The 20790-nt window shown below is 72.3% G+C and carries 22 protein-coding genes and 1 pseudogene; 10 read left to right on the top strand and 13 right to left on the bottom strand.

Translation table 11 applies throughout. The features are described from left to right. From I5E_RS15010 to I5E_RS14990, 5 genes are all read right to left on the bottom strand, one after another. A partial coding sequence (locus tag I5E_RS15010) for an SCO1664 family protein (protein WP_022907703.1) occupies nt 1-738 on the bottom strand: 738 nt, incomplete at its 3' end. After that, a complete protein-coding gene (locus tag I5E_RS15005) occupies nt 735-1262 on the bottom strand; it encodes a DUF3090 domain-containing protein (protein WP_022907702.1) in 528 nt (175 codons plus the stop codon). The genes I5E_RS15010 and I5E_RS15005, both read right to left, overlap by 4 nt. A 34-nt stretch (nt 1263-1296) precedes the next feature. Beyond that, nucleotides 1297-2019 carry a histidine phosphatase family protein gene (locus I5E_RS15000; protein WP_022907701.1) on the bottom strand — a complete coding sequence of 241 codons (723 nt, stop codon included), beginning with the start codon at nt 2017-2019 and terminating at the stop codon, nt 1297-1299. Between the two features lie 10 nt (nt 2020-2029). After that, complete coding sequence (locus I5E_RS14995; RefSeq protein ID WP_022907700.1) at nt 2030-2755, bottom strand: ABC transporter ATP-binding protein; 726 nt, start codon at nt 2753-2755, stop codon at nt 2030-2032. Further along, nucleotides 2752-3840 carry an FtsX-like permease family protein gene (locus tag I5E_RS14990; RefSeq protein WP_022907699.1) on the bottom strand — a complete coding sequence of 363 codons (1089 nt, stop codon included), beginning with the start codon at nt 3838-3840 and terminating at the stop codon, nt 2752-2754. Before I5E_RS14990 ends, I5E_RS14995 begins: the two co-directional genes overlap by 4 nt. A 149-nt stretch (nt 3841-3989) precedes the next feature. Here I5E_RS14990 and I5E_RS14985 point away from each other — a divergent pair, with 149 nt between their 5' ends. The 4 genes from I5E_RS14985 to I5E_RS14970 all read left to right on the top strand — a co-directional run bounded on the left by I5E_RS14985 (nt 3990) and on the right by I5E_RS14970 (nt 7557). Beyond that, on the top strand, nt 3990-5159 hold the full coding sequence (locus I5E_RS14985; RefSeq protein WP_022907698.1) for a sensor histidine kinase: 1170 nt from the start codon (nt 3990-3992) through the stop codon (nt 5157-5159). Further along, nucleotides 5156-5776: a response regulator gene (locus I5E_RS14980; RefSeq protein WP_022907697.1), complete on the top strand. Its 621-nt coding sequence runs from the start codon at nt 5156-5158 to the stop codon at nt 5774-5776. The genes I5E_RS14985 and I5E_RS14980 overlap by 4 nt, the downstream gene beginning before the upstream one ends. Before the next feature lie 63 nt (nt 5777-5839). Further along, nucleotides 5840-7048: an MFS transporter gene (locus tag I5E_RS14975; RefSeq protein WP_031262870.1), complete on the top strand. Its 1209-nt coding sequence runs from the start codon at nt 5840-5842 to the stop codon at nt 7046-7048. Nucleotides 7049-7128: 80 nt separating this feature from the next. Then, entirely contained in the window at nt 7129-7557 is a 429-nt protein-coding gene (locus I5E_RS14970; protein ID WP_022907696.1) for a BLUF domain-containing protein, read from the top strand. Between the two features lie 18 nt (nt 7558-7575). Here the strand turns inward: I5E_RS14970 and I5E_RS26530 are convergent, their stop codons facing one another. The 3 genes and pseudogenes from I5E_RS26530 to I5E_RS14960 all read right to left on the bottom strand — a co-directional run bounded on the left by I5E_RS26530 (nt 7576) and on the right by I5E_RS14960 (nt 9857). Then, a complete protein-coding gene (locus I5E_RS26530; protein ID WP_022907695.1) occupies nt 7576-8031 on the bottom strand; it encodes a hypothetical protein in 456 nt (151 codons plus the stop codon). Nucleotides 8032-8050: 19 nt separating this feature from the next. Then, nucleotides 8051-8188 (bottom strand): annotated as a pseudogene (locus tag I5E_RS27050) (TetR family transcriptional regulator); the annotation flags it as partial. A 118-nt stretch (nt 8189-8306) separates the two neighbouring features. Beyond that, nucleotides 8307-9857: an alpha-L-fucosidase gene (locus tag I5E_RS14960; protein WP_022907694.1), complete on the bottom strand. Its 1551-nt coding sequence runs from the start codon at nt 9855-9857 to the stop codon at nt 8307-8309. 120 nt (nt 9858-9977) lie between these two features. Between I5E_RS14960 and I5E_RS14955 the strand changes: the two genes are divergently transcribed. Genes I5E_RS14955 through I5E_RS14945 form a run of 3 tightly spaced genes read left to right on the top strand, consistent with a single transcriptional unit; the run spans nt 9978 to nt 12417 of the window. Continuing rightward, entirely contained in the window at nt 9978-10970 is a 993-nt protein-coding gene (locus I5E_RS14955) for an aldo/keto reductase (protein WP_022907693.1), read from the top strand. Next, nucleotides 10967-11989 carry a LacI family DNA-binding transcriptional regulator gene (locus tag I5E_RS14950; RefSeq protein WP_022907692.1) on the top strand — a complete coding sequence of 341 codons (1023 nt, stop codon included), beginning with the start codon at nt 10967-10969 and terminating at the stop codon, nt 11987-11989. The genes I5E_RS14955 and I5E_RS14950 overlap by 4 nt, the downstream gene beginning before the upstream one ends. Continuing rightward, nucleotides 11986-12417 (top strand): RbsD/FucU family protein, encoded by a 432-nt coding sequence (locus I5E_RS14945; protein WP_261974966.1) that lies wholly within the window; start codon nt 11986-11988, stop codon nt 12415-12417. Before I5E_RS14950 ends, I5E_RS14945 begins: the two co-directional genes overlap by 4 nt. A 24-nt stretch (nt 12418-12441) precedes the next feature. Here I5E_RS14945 and I5E_RS21910 read toward each other — a convergent pair whose 3' ends face one another. From I5E_RS21910 to I5E_RS14925, 4 genes are all read right to left on the bottom strand, one after another. Then, nucleotides 12442-12912: a BLUF domain-containing protein gene (locus I5E_RS21910; protein ID WP_022907690.1), complete on the bottom strand. Its 471-nt coding sequence runs from the start codon at nt 12910-12912 to the stop codon at nt 12442-12444. A gap of 92 nt (nt 12913-13004) precedes the next feature. Next, on the bottom strand, nt 13005-14378 hold the full coding sequence (locus I5E_RS14935) for an ABC transporter substrate-binding protein (protein ID WP_022907689.1): 1374 nt from the start codon (nt 14376-14378) through the stop codon (nt 13005-13007). A 10-nt stretch (nt 14379-14388) separates the two neighbouring features. Beyond that, the gene (locus I5E_RS14930; RefSeq protein WP_022907688.1) at nt 14389-15342 is read right to left on the bottom strand and encodes a carbohydrate ABC transporter permease; all 954 of its coding nucleotides are present in this window, start codon (nt 15340-15342) and stop codon (nt 14389-14391) included. 30 nt (nt 15343-15372) lie between these two features. Then, on the bottom strand, nt 15373-16317 hold the full coding sequence (locus tag I5E_RS14925; protein WP_031262865.1) for a carbohydrate ABC transporter permease: 945 nt from the start codon (nt 16315-16317) through the stop codon (nt 15373-15375). A gap of 230 nt (nt 16318-16547) precedes the next feature. Between I5E_RS14925 and I5E_RS14920 the strand changes: the two genes are divergently transcribed. After that, complete coding sequence (locus I5E_RS14920; protein WP_022907686.1) at nt 16548-17831, top strand: Gfo/Idh/MocA family oxidoreductase; 1284 nt, start codon at nt 16548-16550, stop codon at nt 17829-17831. A gap of 73 nt (nt 17832-17904) precedes the next feature. Next, nucleotides 17905-18918 carry a LacI family DNA-binding transcriptional regulator gene (locus I5E_RS14915; protein WP_031262863.1) on the top strand — a complete coding sequence of 338 codons (1014 nt, stop codon included), beginning with the start codon at nt 17905-17907 and terminating at the stop codon, nt 18916-18918. 151 nt (nt 18919-19069) lie between these two features. Here I5E_RS14915 and I5E_RS14910 read toward each other — a convergent pair whose 3' ends face one another. Next, a complete protein-coding gene (locus I5E_RS14910) occupies nt 19070-19516 on the bottom strand; it encodes a winged helix-turn-helix transcriptional regulator (RefSeq protein WP_022907684.1) in 447 nt (148 codons plus the stop codon). An 81-nt stretch (nt 19517-19597) separates the two neighbouring features. Here I5E_RS14910 and I5E_RS14905 point away from each other — a divergent pair, with 81 nt between their 5' ends. Beyond that, complete coding sequence (locus I5E_RS14905; protein WP_022907683.1) at nt 19598-20293, top strand: SDR family oxidoreductase; 696 nt, start codon at nt 19598-19600, stop codon at nt 20291-20293. The last annotated feature ends 497 nt before the right edge of the window (nt 20294-20790 follow it).

Here is a 20790-nt window from a genome sequence, read left to right as displayed (position 1 = left end):
GGGCGGCGGCGGGAACCCCCCGACGGCCCGGAGCGCGGCGCAGCGGGCCCGGAGCGTGTCGACCTCGGCGACGGTGAGGTGCTCGTCGAGCGCCGCACCGAGATCGCCGTCGAGCGCCTCGGTCACCCGGTCGATGCCCTCGAGCTCGTCGGCGTCGAGCGGTTCGCCGATCCAGCCCCAGAGCACCGAGCGCAGCTTGTGCTCGACGTGGAAGGTCAGGCCGTGGTCGACGCCGAAGCGGTGGCCGTCCGGCATCGCGAGGACGTGACCGCCCTTGCGGTCGGCGTTGTTCACGACGACGTCGAACACCGCCATCCGCCGGAGTGCCGTCGTGTCCTCGTGCACGAGGGTCACCGGGCGGTCCTGCTCGTCGATCGCCTCGAGCACCGGGAGCCACCGGGGTGCCGTGGCGTCAGCAGGGTCGGCGTCGGCGTCCTCGGTGGGGACGAGGTCGACGGCGTCCTGTTCGGGGTCGACCTCCTGCCAGCGCTGGAGCATGCCGCGACCGAACGGTCCGTCGCCCATCCACGTCGGGGGCACGACGTCCCACCCGAGCGTCTCGGACACCAGGTAGGCCGCGACCTCGCGGTCGGCGAGCGTGCCGTCCGGGAAGTCCCAGAGCGGTCGCTCCCCCTCGATCGGCTTGTAGACGACCGCCTCGCCGTCGAGGTCGGCGAGGAACGTGGCGTTCGAGGCTTCCCGGATGCGTGCCCGGATGGACACCGATCCGTGGCTCATGCGGCCCCTGGGGGGCGGCCGGCTGCCACGATCTCCCGGGTGCGCTCGACGAACGCGCGAGCGGTGCCGACGGGGATCTTCACCTGGAACAGCTCGGCCGGCTCGGGGATCTCGACGACGGCCTCGATCTCGTCGCCGTCCTCGCCCGTCTCGGCGACGATCTCGAGCTCGTCGTCGATCGGGTACGCCTCGATCACGACCTGGGCGGTCGCGGGGTCGAACCCGAGGCTCAGCGCACCGGCGCGGAACTCGGCCTCGACCGGCTGGTCGAGCGGTCCGCCGTCGCGGAGTTCGGCGGGAGCGGTGGGCGGGACGCTGAAGCGGTTGTCCTCGACCGTCGCGACCTCGTCGAGGAGCTCGTCGATCTTGTCCGCGAGGACGGCCGACTGCTCCTTCTCGAGCGCGACGCTCGTGACGCGGCGGCCGTCGCGCGCCTGGATGTAGAACGACCGCTCGCCCGGGCGGCCGACGGTCCCGACGACGAGACGGTCCGGCCAGTCGAAGCCGTGCACGATGGTGGGCATACCCCGCATTGTAGGAGGGCCGGACGACACTCGTTCAGGCTCCGGCGGGAGCGGCTCCGGACGAGGCGTCGTCGTGGCCGGCGCCGCCCCCGACCGCGGCGTCCCCGGTCGGCGCGGGCGCGGCGGCCAGCCAGGCGAGGTCGCCCGACTCGGTGTTCGACGCGACGACCTCGGGGCGGTGCTCGCCGTAACGCACGATGGACACCGAGGCCGGTCCGACCGCGATCCGCTGGAAGAGGTCGAGGTGCATGCCGAGGGCATCGGCGAGCACCGACTTGATGACGTCGCCGTGGCTGACGGCGACCCAGACGGCGGACGGGCCGTGCGCGGCCTCGACCTCGGCGTCGATCCGCCGGATCGCCGCGACCGCACGGGACTGCATGCCCTGCATGGACTCGCCGCCGGGGAACACGACGGCGCTCGGGTTCGCCTGCACCGTCCGCCAGAGGGGCTCCTGCGCGAGGTCCTGGAGCTTCCGGCCCTGCCAGTCGCCGTAGTCGCACTCCGTGATCGCCCGTTCGATGCGGGTCCCCGGCTCGCCCGTCTGCCGTCCGAGCACCGCCCGGGCGGTCTGCCGGCACCGTTCGAGCGGGCTGGACACCACCGCGGCGAGCGGCACGGCGGCGAGGCGCTCGGCCGTCCGCGCCGCCTGCTCGCGGCCGACCGCGTCGAGCGCGACCCCTGCCGTCCGTCCGGCGAGGACGCCGGTCGCGTTCGCGGTGGTGCGTCCGTGCCGGACGAGGAGGACGGTCGCCATGTGCCCGATCCTAGGCGGCGATCGACCGCTCGCTCGTCGTCCGGTCGGACAGCACCCGTCCGTCCACGACCGTGACGAGCGAGTCGAGCGCGTCCCGGTGCACCAGGTCGTGCGTCACGAGCATCGTCGCCGTGCCGCGCTCGTGGGTCAGCTGCGCGATGAGCGCCATGATCGCCGCGCCGCGCTCCTGGTCGAGGGCGCTCGTCGGTTCGTCGACGACGAGGACCGCGGGCTCGTGGACCAGGGCACGGGCGATGGCGATCCGCTGCCGCTGGCCCCCGGACAGCTGGGCCGGCCGCTTGTCGGCGTGCCCGGCCAGCCCGACGGCGTCGAGGAGGTCGTCCGCCCGGCGCCGGAGCTCCGCCGCCCGGCGTCCGACGCGCGGCCCGCCGAGGTGCGCCATCACGAGGAGCTGCTCGCGGGCGGTGAGCGAGGGCAGCAGGTTCGACTGCTGGAACACGATGCCGATCCGCTCGCGGCGGAGCGCGGTGGCCTCGTCGCGGGACAGTGCGGCGGCGTCGACCCGAGCGCCCGCGGCGTCGGTGAGGAGCACGTGGCCGGAGTCCGGCCGGATGAGCGTCGCCGCGACCGCCAGGATCGAGGACTTGCCGGACCCGGACGGGCCGGTGATGCCGGTGACCTCGCCGGCGCGGGCGGTCAGGGACACGTGGTCGACCGCGGTGACGCGGCGGTCGCCGTCGGGGAAGGTGAGAGTGACGTCGTCGAGGGTGATCATCGGTTGCTCCCGAGTGCGGTGAGGGGGTCGGCTGCGGTGACGGTCCGGAGGGCGACGGCGGCCCCGGCGAGGCCGAGGAGTGCCATCGCGGTCGCCGGCACCACGGTCGTGAGCGGGCTGAGGAGGAACGGCAGCGCTCCCCCGGCGAGCGCCCCGAGTCCGACGACCGCCGCGGTCCCGACGCCGATGCCGACGACGAGCACGACGAGCGCCTGGCCCAGAGCGTCGCCCACGAGCGACCGGGTGCTCGCACCGAGCGCCTTGAGGACGGCGACGTCGCCCGCGCGCTGCATCGTCCACACCGTGAAGAAGGCGCCGACGACGAGGGCGGAGACGCCGAAGAGCATGGCGATCATCAGGGCGAGCGAACCGACCTCCGAGCGGAAGGTCTCGAGCGCCGTGAGCGACCCGAGGTGCGAGGCGGCCGACGTGTCCGTGAGGGCGGCGACGGCGTCCCAGTCCGGCGACCCGCTGACGGCGAGCACCGTCGGGTCCCCGTCGCCCCCGAGCCGAACGTCGGCGGCCGACCAGGCGTCCGGGTCATTGCGAGCACCGGGGGGTGGCTGTACCAGGGGGTCCCCCCCGACCGAGGCGACCCGGTAGGTCGTGCCCGTGATCGTCACGTGGTCGCCGACCGCGACGCCCAGGTCGGACGCGGCGCCGTGGGAGAGCCCGACCTCGTCGTCGTGCGTCGGTGCGAGCGCGGCGACCTCCCCGCCGTGGCCGCCGGCCGACGGCAGCCCGAAGAGCGCCACCCCGACCGCCGACCCGTCGTCGTGGGCCGACGTCGCCCGACCCTGCACGATGCCGACGGGGACCACCTCGTCGACGCCGGCCGCATCCTGCCAGCCGACCCGCGCCTCCCGGCCGATGGTGGATTCGCCGAAGGACGGCTGCCCGTCGGCGGGCTGCTGCAGGACCAGTCGGTCGCCCGGCAGGGCGAGCACGGCGGAGACGTTCTGGGCGGCGAGTCCGCCCGTCAGCCCCGCGAGGAAGCCCACGAGGAGGGTGATGAGGGCGACGACGGAGCCGATGAGCACGAAGCGTCCGCGAGCGAACCGGAGATCGCGCCAGGCGACGAACACGGTGTTCCTTCCCGAGGTCGCGGACCGTCCGTGACCTCGTACCCAGCCTCGCCGCGGCCCTCGTCCCGGACATCGCCGACGGGGTTGGTCCCCGGATCGAACTTTCGGTTGATCCGGTCCCGCTGCCGGCTCCGTACGCTGGGAGGGACATGGCCCACAGCACGCTCACCCCGGTCTTCGTCGGTCTCCGCACCGGCCTGCACGTGCTGTCCGCCGCGCTCCTCGCCCTCGTGGTGGTCCGGATCCTGGTGGGCGACGGACCCCGCCCGTGGGTGCCGCTCGGGCTGAGCGTCGTCTTCGCCGGCGTCTACCTGCTCGGTGCCGTCGCGGCCCGCACCGCGCCCCGTCGTCGGCGGGTCGCGGGCGCGCTCTGGCTCGTGGCGCTGAGCCTCGTGTGGATCGCCCTGCTGGTGGTCGTGCCCGAGGCCGCCTACCTCGTCTTCCCGCTGTTCTTCCTGTACCTGCACGTCCTGCCCCGGGTCGTCGGTCCGGTCGCGGTGGTGGTCGCCACCCTCGTCGCGGTCGTCGCACTCGGGCTGCACGGCGGCTTCACCGTCGGCGGGGTCGTCGGACCGCTCGTCGGCGCCGGGGTGGCGCTGCTCATCGGCCTCGGGTACCGCGCCCTCGCGCGCGAGGCCACGGAGCGCGAGGCGCTCGTCGCGGAACTCCTCGTCACCCGTGACCGGCTCGCCGCGACCGAGCGCGAGCAGGGCGTCCTCGCCGAGCGGGCGCGGCTCGCCCGCGAGATCCACGACACGGTCGCGCAGGGCCTGTCGAGCATCCAGATGCTGCTGCACGCCGCCGAGCGCGCGGACGGCGACCGGCCCGGGGTCGAGCACATCCGGCTCGCGCGTGCGACGGCGGCGGACGGCCTGGCCGACACCCGGCGCTTCATCCGCGAGCTGACGCCGCCGTCGCTCGACCGGGGGCTGCCCGCCGCGCTCGGCCGCCTCGCCGAGCAGCAGTGTTCCGGCGACGGTCTCACCGTGACCGTCGACGTCCCCGACGTCGCGCTGCCGATGGACGTCCAGACGGCGCTGCTGCGCATCGCCCAGGGCGCGGTCGCGAACGTGGTGCAGCACGCGCACGCCACGCACGTCACCGTGTCGCTCGCGGTCACGGGCCAGGAGGCGCGGCTGACGGTCGCCGACGACGGCGTCGGGTTCGACCCGGTCACCGCCGCGGCAGGGGCCGGCTCGTCCGACTCGTTCGGGCTGCGCGCGACCCAGGACCGCGTGGACCAGTTCGGCGGCCGCCTGGAGATCGACTCGGCCCCCGGGCGGGGCACCACGCTCGTCGCCGTCCTGGAGGTGCCGTGATCCGGGTCCTGATCGCCGACGACCACCCGGTCGTGCGGGCCGGCCTCCGCGCGCTCCTGGACGGCGAGGACGGGATCGAGGTCGTCGGCGAGGCGGCGACACCGGGCGCGGCGGTCGACCTCGCCGCGACGCTGTCGCCCGAGCTCGTCCTGATGGACCTGCAGTTCGGCCAGGACACCTCCGGTGCCGACGCCACCCGGCGGATCCGCGCGCTCGAGGCCGCGCCGTACGTTCTCGTGCTCACGAACTACGACTCCGACGGCGACATCCTCGGTGCGGTCGAGGCCGGCGCGAGCGGGTACCTGCTCAAGGACGCCCCGCCGCACGAGCTGATCGCGGCCGTGCGGGCGGCGGCGTCCGGGCAGAGTGCGCTCGCGCCGGCGATCGCCGGGCGCCTGATGGCCCGGATGCGGACCCCGCAGGTGTCGCTCTCGGCGCGGGAGATCGAGGTGCTCCGGCTCGTCGCCGACGGCGCGGCGAACGGCGAGGTCGCAGCGCGCCTGCACATCAGCGAGGCCACGGTGAAGTCGCACCTCGTGCACGTCTTCTCCAAGCTCGGGGTCGCGTCGCGGACGGCGGCGGTGTCCGCGGCGCGCTCCCACGGCATGCTGCGCTGACGCCGTCCGCGGGTTCCGTGCCGTTCCCTTGACGTGGCCCTGGTGGCACGTTCTGATGGACCCATGATCGGGCGCCACCGCGCGGCACTCTTCGCCACGTCGACGATGACCGGGTTCGGGATCGCGTCGTGGATCACCCGCACACCCGCGATCCGTGACGAGCTCGGTGCCTCGATCGAGGCGATGGGCATCGTCATCCTCGGGCTCTCGATCGGCTCGATGATCGGCATCCTCGGCGCCGGCGTGCTCGTGCGGCGGCTCGGCACCCGGCCGCTCGTCGTGCTCGGCGGCGCCCTGCCCGTGACCGGCATGCTCCTCGTCGCCCTGTCCACCCCCGCGCAGCTCGCCGTCGGGGTCTGGGGCGGGCTCTTCCTGATCGGCTTCGGGTCCGGGGTCGCCGAGATCGGCCTCAACGTCGAGGCGGCGGCGGTCGAGCGGCGGATCGGCCGGCCGGTCGTCCCGGTCCTGCACGCCTGCTTCAGCCTCGGCACGGTCCTCGGTGGTGTCGCGGGCATCGCGGTGACCGCGGCCCGCACGCCCGTCCTCGTGCACCTGGTCGGCGCCACGATCGTGATGGCAGCCCTCGCCGCGTTCGCCGCCGTGAGCCTCCGTCCGGTCCCCCGCGACGCGCCGGAGCCGACGGCCGCCGGTGCGCCGGTCCCGCGGCTCCGCGCGGTCCTGACCGTGCAGGTGCTGCTCATCGCCGTGATCACGCTGGCGATGGCCTTCGCCGAGGGCGCCGCGAGCGACTGGCTCCCGCTCCTCATGACCACCGACCACGGCGCCCCCGAGGCCGTCGGGTCCCTGGTCTTCACCGGGTTCGCCCTCGCGATGTTCGTCGGACGATCGGCCGGCACGCCCCTCGTCGCCCGATTCGGGCGCGCGCCGGTCGTCCGGGTGTGCGCGGCCGTCGGGGTGGTCGGCGTGCTGCTCGTCGTGGTGTCGCCGAACCCGGTGCTCACCGCGGCCGCCGCCGGGGTGTGGGGCCTCGGGATCGCCCTCGGGTTCCCGCTCGCGATCTCGGCCGCCGGGGACCACCCGACCGACGGCGACCGGCGCGTGTCCGTCGTCGCGACCGCCGGCTACGTCGCCTTCCTCGCCGGTCCCCCGGCACTCGGGTTCCTCGGCGAGCACCTCGGCCTGCAGGCGGCGATGCTCGTCCCCGCGGGGCTCCTGGTCGTGGCGCTGCTCGCCGCGCCGGCCACCCGTGCCCGCGTCGTCCCCGAGGTGCGCCGGGCACCGGTGCCCGCTCCGACGCCGTCCGCCGACTGAGCGGCACGGGGACCGCACCGGCGGACTACGCGTTGCGGACACCATTTCGTGTCCCGCGTGCCCCACGCCAGGATGGGAGCGTGCTCGTCTCCATCGTCTACATGAGCCGGGCGGCCACCACCTTCGACGACGCCGCCCTGGCCGAGCTCCTGCGTGCATCACGGCTCCGCAACGAGGCGCTCGGTGTCTCCGGTCTGCTGCTCGCGAAGAACGGCCGCTTCATGCAGCTGCTCGAGGGTCCGGCGTGGAGCGTCGACGACCGCTTCGCCGCGATCGCCCGCGACCCGCGCCACGCCGAGCTGAAGTCGCTCGTCCGCGAGGACATCGACCGGCGCCGGTTCGACGGGTGGTCGATGGCGTACCGGGCGCTGGACGACGCCGACGTCGCGTCGGAGGAGGGCTTCAGCCCGTTCCTCACCGAGGGCATCGACTTCCCGCCGTCGTTCGACCGCACGAGCGCCGCGTGGCTGCTGAAGTGGTTCCGCGACCGCGAGCTCCACGACCGCTGACCCGCACCCCGGACGGCGTCAGTCCGCCGTGCCGAACGCGTCCTCGACGACCCCCAGCAGACGGGGTCGGTGCCGTGGGTCCGCGACCGCGGTGAGGACGACCCGCCACATCGTCGCGACCGCGGGGAACAGGTCCTGCCGTCCGGTGCGCACCGCGGACACGAGCTGCACGCCGGTGAACATCGGGACCACGGTCGCACCGAGCTGCTCGGGGGTGAGGTCCGTCCGGAGCTCACCGCTCGCGACGGCGAGTCGGAACAGGTCGCTGATGCCGCCGATCCACCGGTCGTAGAACGCCGCGGTCGCGGCAGCGAACTCGCCGCGTTCGAGCGACAGCCGGATGCCCGCACTCACGACGGGGTCGGTCAGCAGCATGCCGGCGATGCCGCGGGAAGCGGCGACGAGCGCCTGGGTCGGTGACGTGTCGTGCAGGCTGACGACGTCGAAGGTCCGCACGTTCTGCTCGTCGATCACCCCCGAGGGCGAGTGCGAGCTTCGTCGGGAAGTGGAAGTACAGGGCGCCCTGCGAGACCCCCGCGCCGCGGGCGACCGCGGCGACCGTCGTGGCGGCGTAGCCGACGCGCTCGAACTCGCGAGCGGCGGCCTCCAGGATCTGTGTGCGTCGTTCCACGGGTCCAGTGTCGCGGACGCCGGGCGCGGTGCGGCCCCGCACCGCGCCCGGAGTCCGCGTCCGCGTCCGCGTCCGCGTCCGCGTCCGCGTCCGCGTCCGCGTTCGCGTTCGCGTTCGCTCAACCGTGCAGCGAGTCGTGCCGCTCCTGCCGCTCCGCAGGGCGCAGCCAGACCTTGACGACCGGGCCGGAGTCACCGGACGTCCCCCCGCGGACGACGACCTCGAGTGCCGTGGCGGTCTGCGTCCACTCCGCCTCGCCGTCGACGCCGAGCACCTCGACGCTGCGGACGGCCCGCCCGAGCAGGTTCGCCCCGCTGCCGAACGCGCGGACGCGAGCGACACCGTCCTCGGGGTCGGCGAGCAGGACGGCGTAGACGTACTCGCCGGTGACGTCGCGGCGGGTGGTGAAGCGGACGTCCTCGGCCGTGTACGCCGGGGCCTCGCCGTCGACGAACGACCCCGCCCTGACCTGGGTCGGCCCCTCGCCGAAGACCCGCCAGGGACGTGTGCCGTAGATCGCCTCGCCGTTGACGACCAGCCACCGTCCGACGGCCTCGAGCAGCCGCTGCTCGGGTTCGGCGATCGTGCCGTCCGGCTTCGGACCGACGTTGAGCAGGAGCACGCCGTTCTTCGCGACGACGTCCACGAGCTCGGCGACGAGGTCGCGGGTCGTCTTGTAGTCGTGCCCCTCGATCCAGCACCAGGCCGACTTCGACACCGACGTGTCGTTCTGCCAGACCACGGGCGGGATCTCCCCCATCGCCCCGCGTTCGATGTCGTACACCGCGGAACCGTCGGCGAACGCCTCCCACTTGTAGTTGATGACGACCTCGCGCCCCCACTCGGCGGCGCGGTTGTAGTAGTACGCGGCGAGGGTGCGCAGCCACGGCTCGAACGCGGGCTGCTCGATCCACCAGTCGAACCACAGCACCTGGGGCCGGTACTTGTCGATGACCTCGACCGTCCGGAGGAGCCAGTCCTCGAGGTGCCGCTCGTTCGGCGCGGTCTCCTCGCGCTGGGCGGGGCCGTAGAAGTCGATGAAGCGGGGGTCGAGGACGTCGGAGTCGAACCGGGCGCCGCCGTTCATGAAGAACCAGTGCTCGGCCCGGTGCGAGGACGCCCCACGGACCATGAACGCGTCGTCGACGGCCGTCATCAGGTCCCCGAACACGTCGCGCTGGGGCCCCATCCGTGCCGCGCTCCACCGGGAGCGGTCGGTGTCGTACATCGCGAAGCCGTCGTGGTGCTCGGCGACGGGGACCACGAACTGCGCGCCCGCCCGACGGAACAGTTTCGCCCAGGCACCCGGGTCGAAGTGCTCCATCGTGAAGGACGGGATGAAGTCCTTGTACCCGAACTCGGACTGCGGCCCGTAGGTGGCGACGTGGTGCTCGAACTCGGGCGTGCCCTCGCGGTACATGTCGCGGGAGTACCACTCGTTCCGGAACGCGGGCACCGAGTAGACGCCCCAGTGCAGGAAGATCCCGAACTTGGCGTCCTCGTACCAGCGCGGCGGCGTGTACCGGCGGAGCGACTCCCAGGTGGCGTCGTACGGACCGGCAGCAACCACCGCCGCTACCTGGGCGAGCGCCTCCGAGTTGTCGGACACGTCCACCGGCTCCGGCAGCGCTGTCGGGTCGAGCCGTGGCAGGTCGTGGGGTTCGGGCATGACTCCTCCTCGAGTCGAGCGAAACGTTTCGTCCTGGGGACGGTTCTACGGTAGCGTGCATCCGAGCCCCATGGGTGAAACGTTCAGTGATGCGCGACGACGCGCAGGAGGAGGACCACCGTGGACGTCCTGACGAGCCGACCCCTGCGGACCGGCGCGCACATCCCCTCGATCGGGCTCGGCACCTTCGGCTCGGACCGGTACACCCCGGACCAGGTGGCCGCGGCCGTGCGCGGTGGCCTCGACGCCGGCTACCGGCTGGTCGACTGCGCCTCGGTCTACGGCAACGAACCCGAGGTCGGGGCGGCCATCGCGGCGAGCGGGGTCCCGCGTGAGGACCTCTTCGTGATGTCGAAGGTGTGGAACGACGCACACGACCCGGCGGACGCGATCGCCTCCGTCGAACGGTCGCTCCGGGACCTCCGGCTCGACCACCTCGACGCGGTCTTCGTGCACTGGCCGTTCCCGAACCACCACGCGCCGCACGCCTCGGTCGAGGACCGCGACGGATCCGCCCGCCCCTACGACCACGCCGCCTACCTCGCACTGTGGCGCGCGCTCGAAGGCCTCGTCGACGCCGGCCTCGTGCGGCACCTCGGCACGTCGAACACGACGATCCCGAAGCTGCGGCTGCTGCTGGACGACGCGCGGGTCCTCCCCGCACTCAACGAGATGGAACTCCACCCCACGTTCCAGCAGCCCGAGCTGTTCGACTTCTGTCGCGCGAACGGCATCCAGCCCGTCGGGTACTCGCCGCTCGGGTCGCCGTCCCGCCCGGAGCGCGACCGCGAGGACGACGACCCGGTGGACGTCGACCACCCGGTCGTCCGACGCATCGCCGAGGCACACGGCGTCCACCCGGCGATCGTCTGCCTGAAGTGGGCCGTCGCCCGCGGGCAGGTCCCGATCCCCTTCGCGGTGAAGCCGGGGCAGTACCGCGCGAACCTCGCCGGGGCGTCGACTGACCCGCTGACCGCCGACGAGCTCGCCGCGATGGCGGACGTCGACCGCGGCGCACGGCTCATCAAGGGGCAGGTGTTCCTCTGGTCGGGCGCCGACAGCTGGCACGACCTGTGGGACGAGGACGGCACGGTCACCGGGAGGGCCGGGTGACGGCGACCTACAAGGACCTGCAGCGGGCGACCGGCCTCTCGCTCGCGACGATCTCGAAGTTCTACAACGGCGGCACCGTCCGCGACGAGAACGCACACGCCATCGAAGCGGCCGCGGCGACGCTCGGGTTCCGTCCGAACGGGTTCGCGCGGAGCCTGCGGTCGCGGCGGTCCGGCACCATCGGGGTCCTGCTGCCGGCGCTCGACAACGACTTCCACCTCACCGTGATCGCCGGCGTCGAGAGCGCCCTGCGCGACCACGGGATGAGCGTCATCGTCTCGTCGAGCCCGGACGCACGAGCCGGCGCCGTCGACCTGCTCCTGCGCCGGATGGTCGACGGGATCATCGCGGTGCCGTCCGACCACGACGTCGCGGCACTGTCCCGTGCTGCCGAGCGCGTCCCCGTCGTGCAGATCGACTGGCGCGCGGACGCCCTCGGCACCGACGGCGTCTTCCTCGACAACCACGGAGCCGGCGCGCTCGCCGCCCGGCACCTGCTCGACCACGGCCACCGCCGGGTCGGCGTCGTCGCGGGCGACCCGACGATCTCGACCATGCGCGAACGGACCGCGGGCTTCCGGTCGGTCATCGAGCGGGACGGCGGCGTGCTCGCCCCGGACGCCGTGGTCGAGGGGCCCCTCACGGTGCGCCACGGCCAGGCGGCGATGCAGCGGATCCTCGTGCTGCCCGATCGTCCGACGGCGGTCTTCTGCGCGAACTACGAGCTCACCCTCGGCGCCGTCATCGCGCTGAACGAGTCCGGCCTCACACTCGGCCGGGAACTCTCGGTCCTCGGGTTCGACGGCCTCGAGCTCGCCCAGGTCACCGTCCCGAAGCTCACCGTGATCGTGCAGCCCACGCACGAGCTGGCGGTCCGGGCGGCGGACCTGATCCGCTCGCGGCTGACCGCACCGGACGACGACCAGGCGCCCGTCGACGTCGTCGTCCGCCCCCGTCTGGTCGCCGGTGGATCCGTCGCCCGACTCCCCACCGGACCCGTCACCGCCACGGAGGCATGATGCTGCGCTACACCCTCACCCACCAACCGACGCTCAGCGCGCTCGCGTCGCTCGGGCACGGCTCGAAGGTCCTGATCGCCGACGGCAACTACCCGTTCGCGACCGCGATGCGCCCGGGCGCCGCGCTCGTGCACCTCAACTTCCGACCGGGACTGCTCGACGTCGACGAGGTCCTCACCACGCTCCTCGACGCGGTCCCGGTCGAGGCGGCGACGGTGATGGCGCCGCCGGCCGACACCGTCGTCCAGGCGTACGAGGGCTACCGGCGGATCCTCGGTGCCGACGTGCCGCTCGGCACCCTCGACCGGTTCGGGTTCTACGACGCGGTGCGCGCCCCCGAGACCGGGTTGGTCATCGCGACGGGTGACCAGCGCTCACACGCGAACCTGCTCCTCGAGATCGGGTTCCACCAGGTGCCGGAGCGCTAGCCGCCCGCGGAGCCGGCCACCCCGTCAGGCGGCGTGCCTGGCCAGGGTGATCCGCGCCTCCTGGACGTCCCGGAGCTCGCGTCCGCGGAACCAGCGGAGCAACCAGTCGGCCGGCGAGCCCGCCACCCCGGCCGGCAGGCCGGTGCGCTCGGACAGGAAGGTGCTGAACCCGGGTTCGGCGCGGACCTCGGGGTCGGAGGGGTTGCCGAACGCCATCGCCCAGCCGTCGAACCGGCGGGCGGCGATGCGCTCGCGGGACAGCGACCTGACGTCCAGGTGACGGGGATCACGCTCGATCGCGGCGAAGCGGTCCTCGACGCTCCACGCCGGCCCCTCGAGGACCTGCATGAACCGGCCGCCCTTCGCGAGCAGCAGACCGGAGACGCCGAGCGCCTCGTTGCGGAGCCGCGCTTCGCGCAGCATGGCGACGAGCTGGTCGTCGGTGAGGTCGTCGACGGCGACGGACATGTACACGAGCGATTCGAGCGAGGTCATCGGCGTCAGTCTCGTTCCACAGTGGAACCGCCGTCAACGCGGTCGTCCACGGACCGCACCGGACCCGTGGACGACCGCGCCTGCGGGACGGCTCAGGTGAGGCCCAGCAGCGTGTTGACCTGCTCGTTGACCCCCGTGAGCGACGAGATCGGCGCCCCGTTGGCGTAGATGGAGTCGAACGCCGGCTGGACGAGCGCCTGCACGTCGGCGGGGTTCCGCGTGACCGGGAACAGGAACGTCGTGCCCTCGTCGACCTGCTCGGTGAACGCCGTGACGTCCAACCCGCGTTTCGCGTAGGCGGCGACCGCCGCGTCGGTCCCGGACCGCCGGGCGGGGAACACGATCCCGGCCCGGCCGACGATCTCCTGCGCGGTCGCGCCGCCGAGGAACGCGACCCACTTCGCCGCGGCCTCCGGGTGCTTCGCCTGCTTCGTGATGGAGTCACCCAGGCCGTTGAACATCGAGGCGCGGTGCCCGACGGGTCCGGCCGGGGTCGGCGCGATGGCGACGTCGATGCCGGGCAGGTTCGCGTACGTGCCGATCATCCACGACCCGTTGAACGACAGCGCCACCTTCCCCGAGCCGAGCTGCACGTCCGGTCCGGTGGTCGTCGAGAAGACGCCGTACTTCGGCATGTAGCCCTTCTCGGCGAGCCTGAAGTACCACGAGATCGTCTTCTGGAACGCAGCGTCGTCGTAGCGGAACCGGTTCCCCCACGGGTTCCGGTTCGTGTAGAACCAGTCGATCGACCCGGTGAAGGGCGACCACTGCGTCTGCCCGAAGCCGTCGCCGCCACTGCCGTTCGCGCTCATCCCGTAGACGGCGACGTCGTCCTTGTCGAACCCGCGCTCGTCCCCGCGACGGCCCTTGCCGTCGATCGTGAGGTGCGCGACCGCCCGCTCGAAGGTACCGCCGTCGTCCGGGTTCCACGACAGTCCGGCGAGGTCGTCGGCGCTGTACCCGGCCTTCCCGACGACCTTCGGGTCGTAGAACATCGCGATCGTGTCCCAGTCCTTCGGCGACCCGTAGCGGTGTCCGTCCCGGCCCTTCCAGAGCTGGGCGAGGCCGGACTGGTAGTCGTCGTCGCGGATGGAACTCGTCGCCTCGAGCTCGTCGAGCTTGTAGAGCACGTCGAGGTCGGCGAACTGCGGGAACTTCGACAGGTGGTCGGTGAACACGTCCGGCGCCGTGCCGGCGATGAACCCGGCGGTGAGCTTCGTCCAGTAGTCGGCCCAGCCGAGCTGGGTGATCTTGATCCGGATGCCCGGGTTCTCCCGCTCGAAGGCTTTCGCGACGGCCTGGTAGGCGGGCAGCTGGTTCGCGTCCCAGAGCCAGTACGACACGGTGCCGGTCGCGCCGCTCCGCGGGTTGGGCGTGCTCGGGCTCGAGCAGGCCGCCAGCGCTCCGAGGGCCAGGGCCGAGGCGCCGCCGGCGAAGAGGGACCGGCGGGTGATGGAGTTCGTCATGAGCTGGTCCCTACTTGATGCCGGAGAAGCCGATGGAGTTGACGATGCGCTTGGCGAAGAGGCCGAACAGCAGCATCATCGGGAGCGCCGCCACGAGGGTCGCCGCCATGAGACCGGCCCAGTCGGTGCCGGACTGCGGAGACTGCGACTTGAAGACGCCGAGCGCGACGGTGAGCACGCGGGAGCTGTCCGTGTACGAGACCATCAGCGGCCAGAAGTAGTCGTTCCAGGCGGTGATGTACGTCAGCACGGCGAGCGTCGCGATCGGGGCGGACGCCATCGGCAGGATCAGGCGGAAGAACACCCGGACCTTGCCGGCGCCGTCGATGAGCGCGGCCTCCTCGACCTCGCGCGAGATGCCGAGGAAGAACTGGCGGAGGAAGAACACCGCGAACGGGGTCATCAGCATCGACGGCAGCGAGATCCCGAGCAGGGTGTCGACGAGCCCGAGCGACTTGATGAGGGTGAAGTTCGGCAGGAGCGTGAAGATCGTCGGGACCATGAGGCCGGCGAGGAACACCCCGAAGACCCGGTCGCGTCCGGGCCACCGCAGGCGTGCGAAGGCGTACGCGGCGCCGGCGGAGAAGAACACCTGGCCGACCGTGATCATCGTCGCCGTGACCACCGAGTTGAGGAGGTAGCGCCAGAAGTCGATCGCGGCGCCCGAGCCTCCCTGGGCCAGGGCCTCCTTGGTGGACTGCAGACCGAACACGCGCTCGAACCCGCCGAGGCTGAAGCCGGTCGGCAGCAACGACGTCGGGTCGGCCGAGATCGCGCCGTTCGAGGACAGCGCGGTGCGGAGGATCCAGTAGAAGGGGAACAGGGTCACGACGATGACGGCGATCATCGCGATCCAGGCGATCACGCGGCCGGCCGAGGGCTTCCGACGCGGCGGGCGGGTGCCGCGGGTGGTGATCGCGCGGGTGGTCTGGGGCTCGACCACCGGGGGCAGGGTGCTGGTCATCTTCGACTCGCTTCCGTGTGCGCTCGGCCGTCAGTCCAGGTCGCTCTCGCCGGAGCGCGAGAGTCGGTACTGGATGACCGTGATAATGCTGAGGACGATGAGGAGGGCCACCGAGACGGCGGACGCGTAGCCGAACTGGAACCGGCCGAACGCCAGGTTGTAGATGTAGTTCTGCACGACGTTCGTGGCGTTCGCCGGGCCGCCCTGCGTCGCGATGGCGACGGTGTCGAACACCTGGAACGAGCCGATGATCGTGATGATGAGCACGAGCGACAGGATCGGGCGGAGGAGCGGCACGGTGATGCGCCAGAACATCTTCCACTCGCTCGCACCGTCGATGCGGCCGGCCTCGTAGACCTGCTCGGGCAGCGCCTGGAGCCCCGCGAAGATGAGCAGGGCCGTGTAGCCCACGTTCCGCCAGACGTTGATGAACGCGATCGTGGGGATGCCCCAGAAGTCGCTCTGCAGGAACGGGATGCGGCCGACGCCGATCGCGGACAGGATCTCGTTGCCGATGCCGAGCTGCGTGTCGAGGATCCAGAGCCAGATGAGGGCGGCGACGACGTTCGACACCAGGTACGGCGCGAGGACGATCCCGCGGACGAAGGTGGACTCGGTGAGCCGGTGCATCATCACGGCGATGAACAGCGCGAGGATCGTCTGGAAGCCGATGTTGAGCAGGACGTACTCGACCGTCACGGCCATCGAGTGCCAGAAGATCGAGTCCTGCACGAGGCGGACGTAGTTCTGCAGGCCGGTGAACACCGGCGGCGTCAGCAGGTTGTAGGTCGTGAAGCTCAGGTAGATGCCGCGGACCGTGGGCCACAGCAGGAACACCGCGAAGCCGACGCTGGCCGGGGCGATGAAGACCAGCGCCAACCAGAGGTCGTTCCTCGGTCGGCGGCGCGGGGAGGTGGTGCCGGCACGAGCGAGGTCGGCGGACCGACTCCTGCGTCTCGTGCTGGCCGTCGTCAAGGGTGACGACACGGGGCTCTCGGTGGCCATCGCGACTCCTTCGTCTGCGGTGGACTGGCGTGCGGCAGTCCGTGAGCCGGGAATCTACACGTGGGGACTGCTGCTGGCAAGAGGTTTCGATGCAGGAACATTCGGGGGTTGTCACGTGTAGATATTCCGTGTCAGGATGACGACCGTTCGCATCGGAGCGACCTGCCCGGCGACGCATCCAACACCTGGAAAGGTCACTGATGATCTCTGTCGGAATGGTCGGCGCCGGCCAGTTCGCCCCCCAGTTCGCCAAGCTGTTCAAGCTGCACCCGGACGTCGACCGCGTCTACGTCACCGACCTCGTCGACGACCGTGCGACGGACCTCGTCGAGTCGCAGCACCTCGACGGCACCTTCCCGGACTTCGACGCAGTGCTCGCCTCGGACGTCGATGCCGTCGCGATCTTCACGCAGCGCTGGACCCACGGTCCGCTCGTCGTGCAGGCACTCCGCGCCGGCAAGCACGTCTACTCGGCCGTGCCGATGGCGATCTCCGTCGAGGAGATCCGGACCATCATCGAGGCCGTCCGCGAGACCGGGCTCACCTACATGATGGGTGAGACGAGCTACTACAACCCGGCGACGGTGTTCGCCCGGTCGAAGGTCGCCGAGGGCGCCTTCGGACGTGTCTTCTACGCCGAGGGCGACTACGTCCACGACATGGACCTCGGCTTCTACGCCGCCTACCAGTTCAGCGGCGGCGACGACTGGAAGCGCACCGCCAGCTACCCGCCCATGCTCTACCCGACGCACTCGGTCGGCGGGGTCCTCGGGGCGATCCCGGGGCACGCGGTCAGCGTCAGCTGCATCGGCGTCCGCGACGACCGCGGCGACGGTGTCTTCGACAAGGACGTCAGCCAGTTCGACAACGACTTCTCGAACGCCACCGCCCTGTTCGAGCTCGACAACGGCGGGGTCATGCGGATCAACGAGATGCGCCGTGTCGGGTACCCGTCGCACATCCGCGAGTCGCGGTTCCGCTACTTCGGCACCGAGGCCAGCTTCGAGCAGCTCGCCAAGGTCAGCGTGTGGCAGGACAAGGAGGACTCGCGCGACATCAGCGACCAGATCGACACCCAGGCGACGATGGAGCTGGACGACCCGCGCCTCGCCGGGGTCGACCCCTCGCTGCGCGACGCGTTCGTCTCCGGCTACGCGGCCGTGCACGACACCGACCGTCTGCCGGCCGAGTACGCCGGGGTGCCGACCGGACACGAGGGCAGCCACCAGTTCCTCGCCGACGACTTCGTCCGCGCCGTCGTCGACCGGACCCTGCCCCCGGTGAACGCCTGGACCGCCGCCCGGTTCACCCTGCCCGGGATCGTCGCCCACCAGTCCGCGCTGCAGGGCGGGGTCCGCCTCGAGGTCCCGGACTTCGGCGACGCCCCGACCCCGGCCGACGCGGCGGCGTCCGGCGCAGCGGCGTCCGGCGCTGCGGCGTCCGGCGGCGCGACCGGTGCCGGGGGTCCGACCGCTGCCGTCTAGGATTCCAGCAACAACCGTCGTTCGGGTGCCGGTCCGTGTGGACCGGCACCCGAACGCCATCGAGGAGGCGTCCGTGACCAGCCCGACCACCCCGAGGGCGGTCACGCGCGCGGACGTCGCCCGGTACGCGGGCGTCAGCACCTCGGTCGTCAGCTACGTCGTGCACGACGGCCCCCGCCCCGTCGCGGCCGCGACCGCCGCCCGGGTCCGCGACGCCATCCGCGTGCTCGGGTACCGGCCGAACGCCAGCGCCCAGGCCCTCCGCACCGGGTCCTCGAAGATGCTCGGCCTGATCGTCCCCGAGCTCGACAACCCCTTCTGGTCCGAGCTCGCGGTCGCGGTCACGCACGCGGCGACCGCGCGCGGCTACGACGTCCTGCTCGCGAACAGCGACGGTGACGCGGCCGGCGAACGGGACCGGCTCCGTACGCTCTCCGCCCGGCAGGTCGACGGGATCATCGTCACGAGCATCATGACGCGCCCGGACCTGTCGGCCGTCTCCGACCCGGGCATCCCGATGGTCCTCCTCAACACCTTCTTCGAGGTCCCCGACTACGCCAGCATCGGCGTGGACGCGCTCCGCGGCGCCCAGGACGGAACGCGGCACCTCATCGAGCACGGCTACCCGTCGATCGGGCTCGTGATGGGCCACGCCGGCGGCTTGGAGCTGCGCGAGCAGGGCTGGATGCGGGCACTCCGCGATGCCGGTCGCCCCGACGGCCCGATCGTCCGCTGCGACTTCACCCGCCGCGGCGGGTACGAGGCCGGGCTCCGCATGTTCGGCGACGGCGCCGGCCCGCGGTCCGTCTTCGTCAGCTCCGACATGCAGGCGATCGGGCTGATGCGGGCCCTCTGGGAGCTCGGGCTCCGCGTGCCGGAGGACGTCGCGATCGTGTCGTTCGACGGCGCCGCCGAGTCCGACTGGACGAACCCGCAGCTCACCACGGTCCGGCAGCCGATCGAGACGATGGCGGTCGCCGCGGTCGACCGGGTGCTCGGACTCGACCTCGACAACCAGTGGCACCGGGACCTCGTCCCCGCCGAGTTGGTGCTCGGCGCGAGCTGCGGGTGCGACGTGCGTCGCTGACGCACCCGCCTGCGGTCCGGGAGGCGCGGTGCGGGCCCGACCCGCGCCTCCCGTCCGACGGCGGTCCCGTCCACGGACCGCACCGTACTGCCGACATCGCGCGCGTCGATCGACGCGCGGGTCGTCGCAGAGCGCGTGCGGAGCAGCGCGGTCAGCCCAGTGCCGCCGCGAGCTGGTCGCGCAGGACGATGCGTCCGGTCGCGGGGACGACCGCGGCCGACTCGACGGTGTCGCCCGTGCCCGCGTCGACGAAGCGCAGGTCGGACGACCGCTCGGACGGTCGGTGCCGGTCCGCCCAGCCGCCGAGGGCGAGGAGCACGAGCGAGAGGTCGCGGCCGGCCTCGGTGAGGACGTACTCGTCACGGACGCGGCCGCCGTCCGGCTTGTAGGCGTGACGCTCGAGGACGCCGCCCTCGACGAGGGAGCCGAGGCGCGCCGTGAGGACCTCGCGCGGGATCCCGAGACTCTGCTGGAACTGACTGAACCGGGTCGCGCCGGCGAGGGCGTCGCGGACGATCATGAGCGTCCACTTCTCGCCGAGGACGTCGAGGGATCGCGCGATGGGGCAGCGCTCGTCGCCGCCGAGGATGCCGAGCATGGATCCATCCTACCTGGGTTCGGAATCCAGACACATCGTGCTAGGTTCACTTTCCGTACTCAACATTCGACAGGAGAACCCATGACCACCCTCACCGACGCCGTCGTCCTCGTCACCGGAGCGAACGGAGGCCTCGGCACCGCGTTCGTCCAGCAGGCCCTCGACCGTGGTGCCGCCAAGGTCTACGCGACAGCCCGTTCCCCGCGCACCTGGGACGACGAGCGCATCGTGCCGCTCGTCCTCGACGTCACCGACCAGGCGAGCGTCGACGCCGCCGCACGTGCAGCAGCAGACGTCACGATCGTCGTGAACAACGCCGGCATCGGCGGCTCCGCGCCGCTCCTCGAGACCTCGGTCGACGACGTCGAGCGAGTCTTCGCCACGAACGTCTTCGGCGCGCTGCGGGTCGCCAAGGCCTTCGCGCCGTCACTCGCCGGAGGCGCCCTCGTCGACGTGCACTCGGTCCTCAGCTGGATCGCGCTGGCCGGGGGCTACTCCGCCTCGAAGGCCGCGTTCTGGTCGATCACGAACTCCCTGCGGCTCGAGCTCGCCCCGCAGGGCACCCAGGTCGTCGGGGCGCACCTCGGCTACACCGACACCGGCATGACCGCCGACCTCGACGTCGACAAGGCCGACCCGGCAGACATCGTGGCGGCGATCTACGACGCCCTCGAGGCCGGCGAGCACGAGGTCCTCGCCGACCAGATCAGCCGCGACGTCCGCGCCGGCCTGAGCGCCCCGCTCGCTGCGCTCTACCCGGCACTGGCGACCGCCTGATGCTGTGCCGGCCGGCTCCTCACGCCGGACACTGGCCGGCGCTGGCGACCGCCTGACGCCGGCGCTGGGCGGCTCCGCACACCGGACACTGGCCGGCTCTCACGCCGGGCGCTGACCGAATCCGCACGCCGGGCACTCGCCGAATCCGCACGCCGGGCACTCGCCGACTCCGCACGCCGGGCACTCGCCGGCTCCGGACGCCGACGACGACGCGCGGGGAGCCGGACAGTCCGGGGCACTGCCTCGTCACCACCGCGGGACGGGGTGTTCCGCGGGACGGGGCGTTCTGCGGGACCGCTGACCGTTCCGGTTCACGAAACCCGCGATCTGTGAACCGGAACGGTCACACCCGCGGAAGGATGCGGGCTGCGCCACGCCTCGGGTCAGCCGCAGGCACCGCGGGTCACCCGTGTGCGCCGCGGCTGGTGATCCCCGCGGTGTCGGCGGCGATCGCGGCGCGCTCCGACGCTGACAACCCGCCCGGCGCAGCGCCCGGT

Source organism: Curtobacterium sp. B18 (assembly GCF_000333375.1).
Classification (GTDB): Bacteria; Actinomycetota; Actinomycetes; order Actinomycetales; family Microbacteriaceae; genus Curtobacterium.
Note: the sequence above shows the minus strand (reverse complement) of the source record. Positions and strands in the feature narration are given on the sequence as shown.

Excerpts from the sequence above, each read along its gene's own strand:
- I5E_RS15000 (WP_022907701.1), bottom strand. The coding sequence starts at position 2,019 with ATGGCGACCGTCCTCCTCGTCCGGCACGGACGCACCACCGCGAACGCG.
- I5E_RS14910 (WP_022907684.1), bottom strand. The coding sequence starts at position 19,516 with ATGCTCGGCATCCTCGGCGGCGACGAGCGCTGCCCCATCGCGCGATCC.
- I5E_RS21910 (WP_022907690.1), bottom strand. The coding sequence starts at position 12,912 with ATGACCTCGCTCGAATCGCTCGTGTACATGTCCGTCGCCGTCGACGAC.
- I5E_RS14975 (WP_031262870.1), top strand. The coding sequence starts at position 5,840 with ATGATCGGGCGCCACCGCGCGGCACTCTTCGCCACGTCGACGATGACC.
- I5E_RS15005 (WP_022907702.1), bottom strand. The coding sequence starts at position 1,262 with ATGCCCACCATCGTGCACGGCTTCGACTGGCCGGACCGTCTCGTCGTC.
- I5E_RS14930 (WP_022907688.1), bottom strand. The coding sequence starts at position 15,342 with ATGACCAGCACCCTGCCCCCGGTGGTCGAGCCCCAGACCACCCGCGCG.
- I5E_RS14935 (WP_022907689.1), bottom strand. The coding sequence starts at position 14,378 with ATGACGAACTCCATCACCCGCCGGTCCCTCTTCGCCGGCGGCGCCTCG.
- I5E_RS14995 (WP_022907700.1), bottom strand. The coding sequence starts at position 2,755 with ATGATCACCCTCGACGACGTCACTCTCACCTTCCCCGACGGCGACCGC.
- I5E_RS14920 (WP_022907686.1), top strand. The coding sequence starts at position 16,548 with ATGATCTCTGTCGGAATGGTCGGCGCCGGCCAGTTCGCCCCCCAGTTC.
- I5E_RS14945 (WP_261974966.1), top strand. The coding sequence starts at position 11,986 with ATGATGCTGCGCTACACCCTCACCCACCAACCGACGCTCAGCGCGCTC.
- I5E_RS14960 (WP_022907694.1), bottom strand. The coding sequence starts at position 9,857 with ATGCCCGAACCCCACGACCTGCCACGGCTCGACCCGACAGCGCTGCCG.
- I5E_RS14985 (WP_022907698.1), top strand. The coding sequence starts at position 3,990 with ATGGCCCACAGCACGCTCACCCCGGTCTTCGTCGGTCTCCGCACCGGC.
- I5E_RS14905 (WP_022907683.1), top strand. The coding sequence starts at position 19,598 with ATGACCACCCTCACCGACGCCGTCGTCCTCGTCACCGGAGCGAACGGA.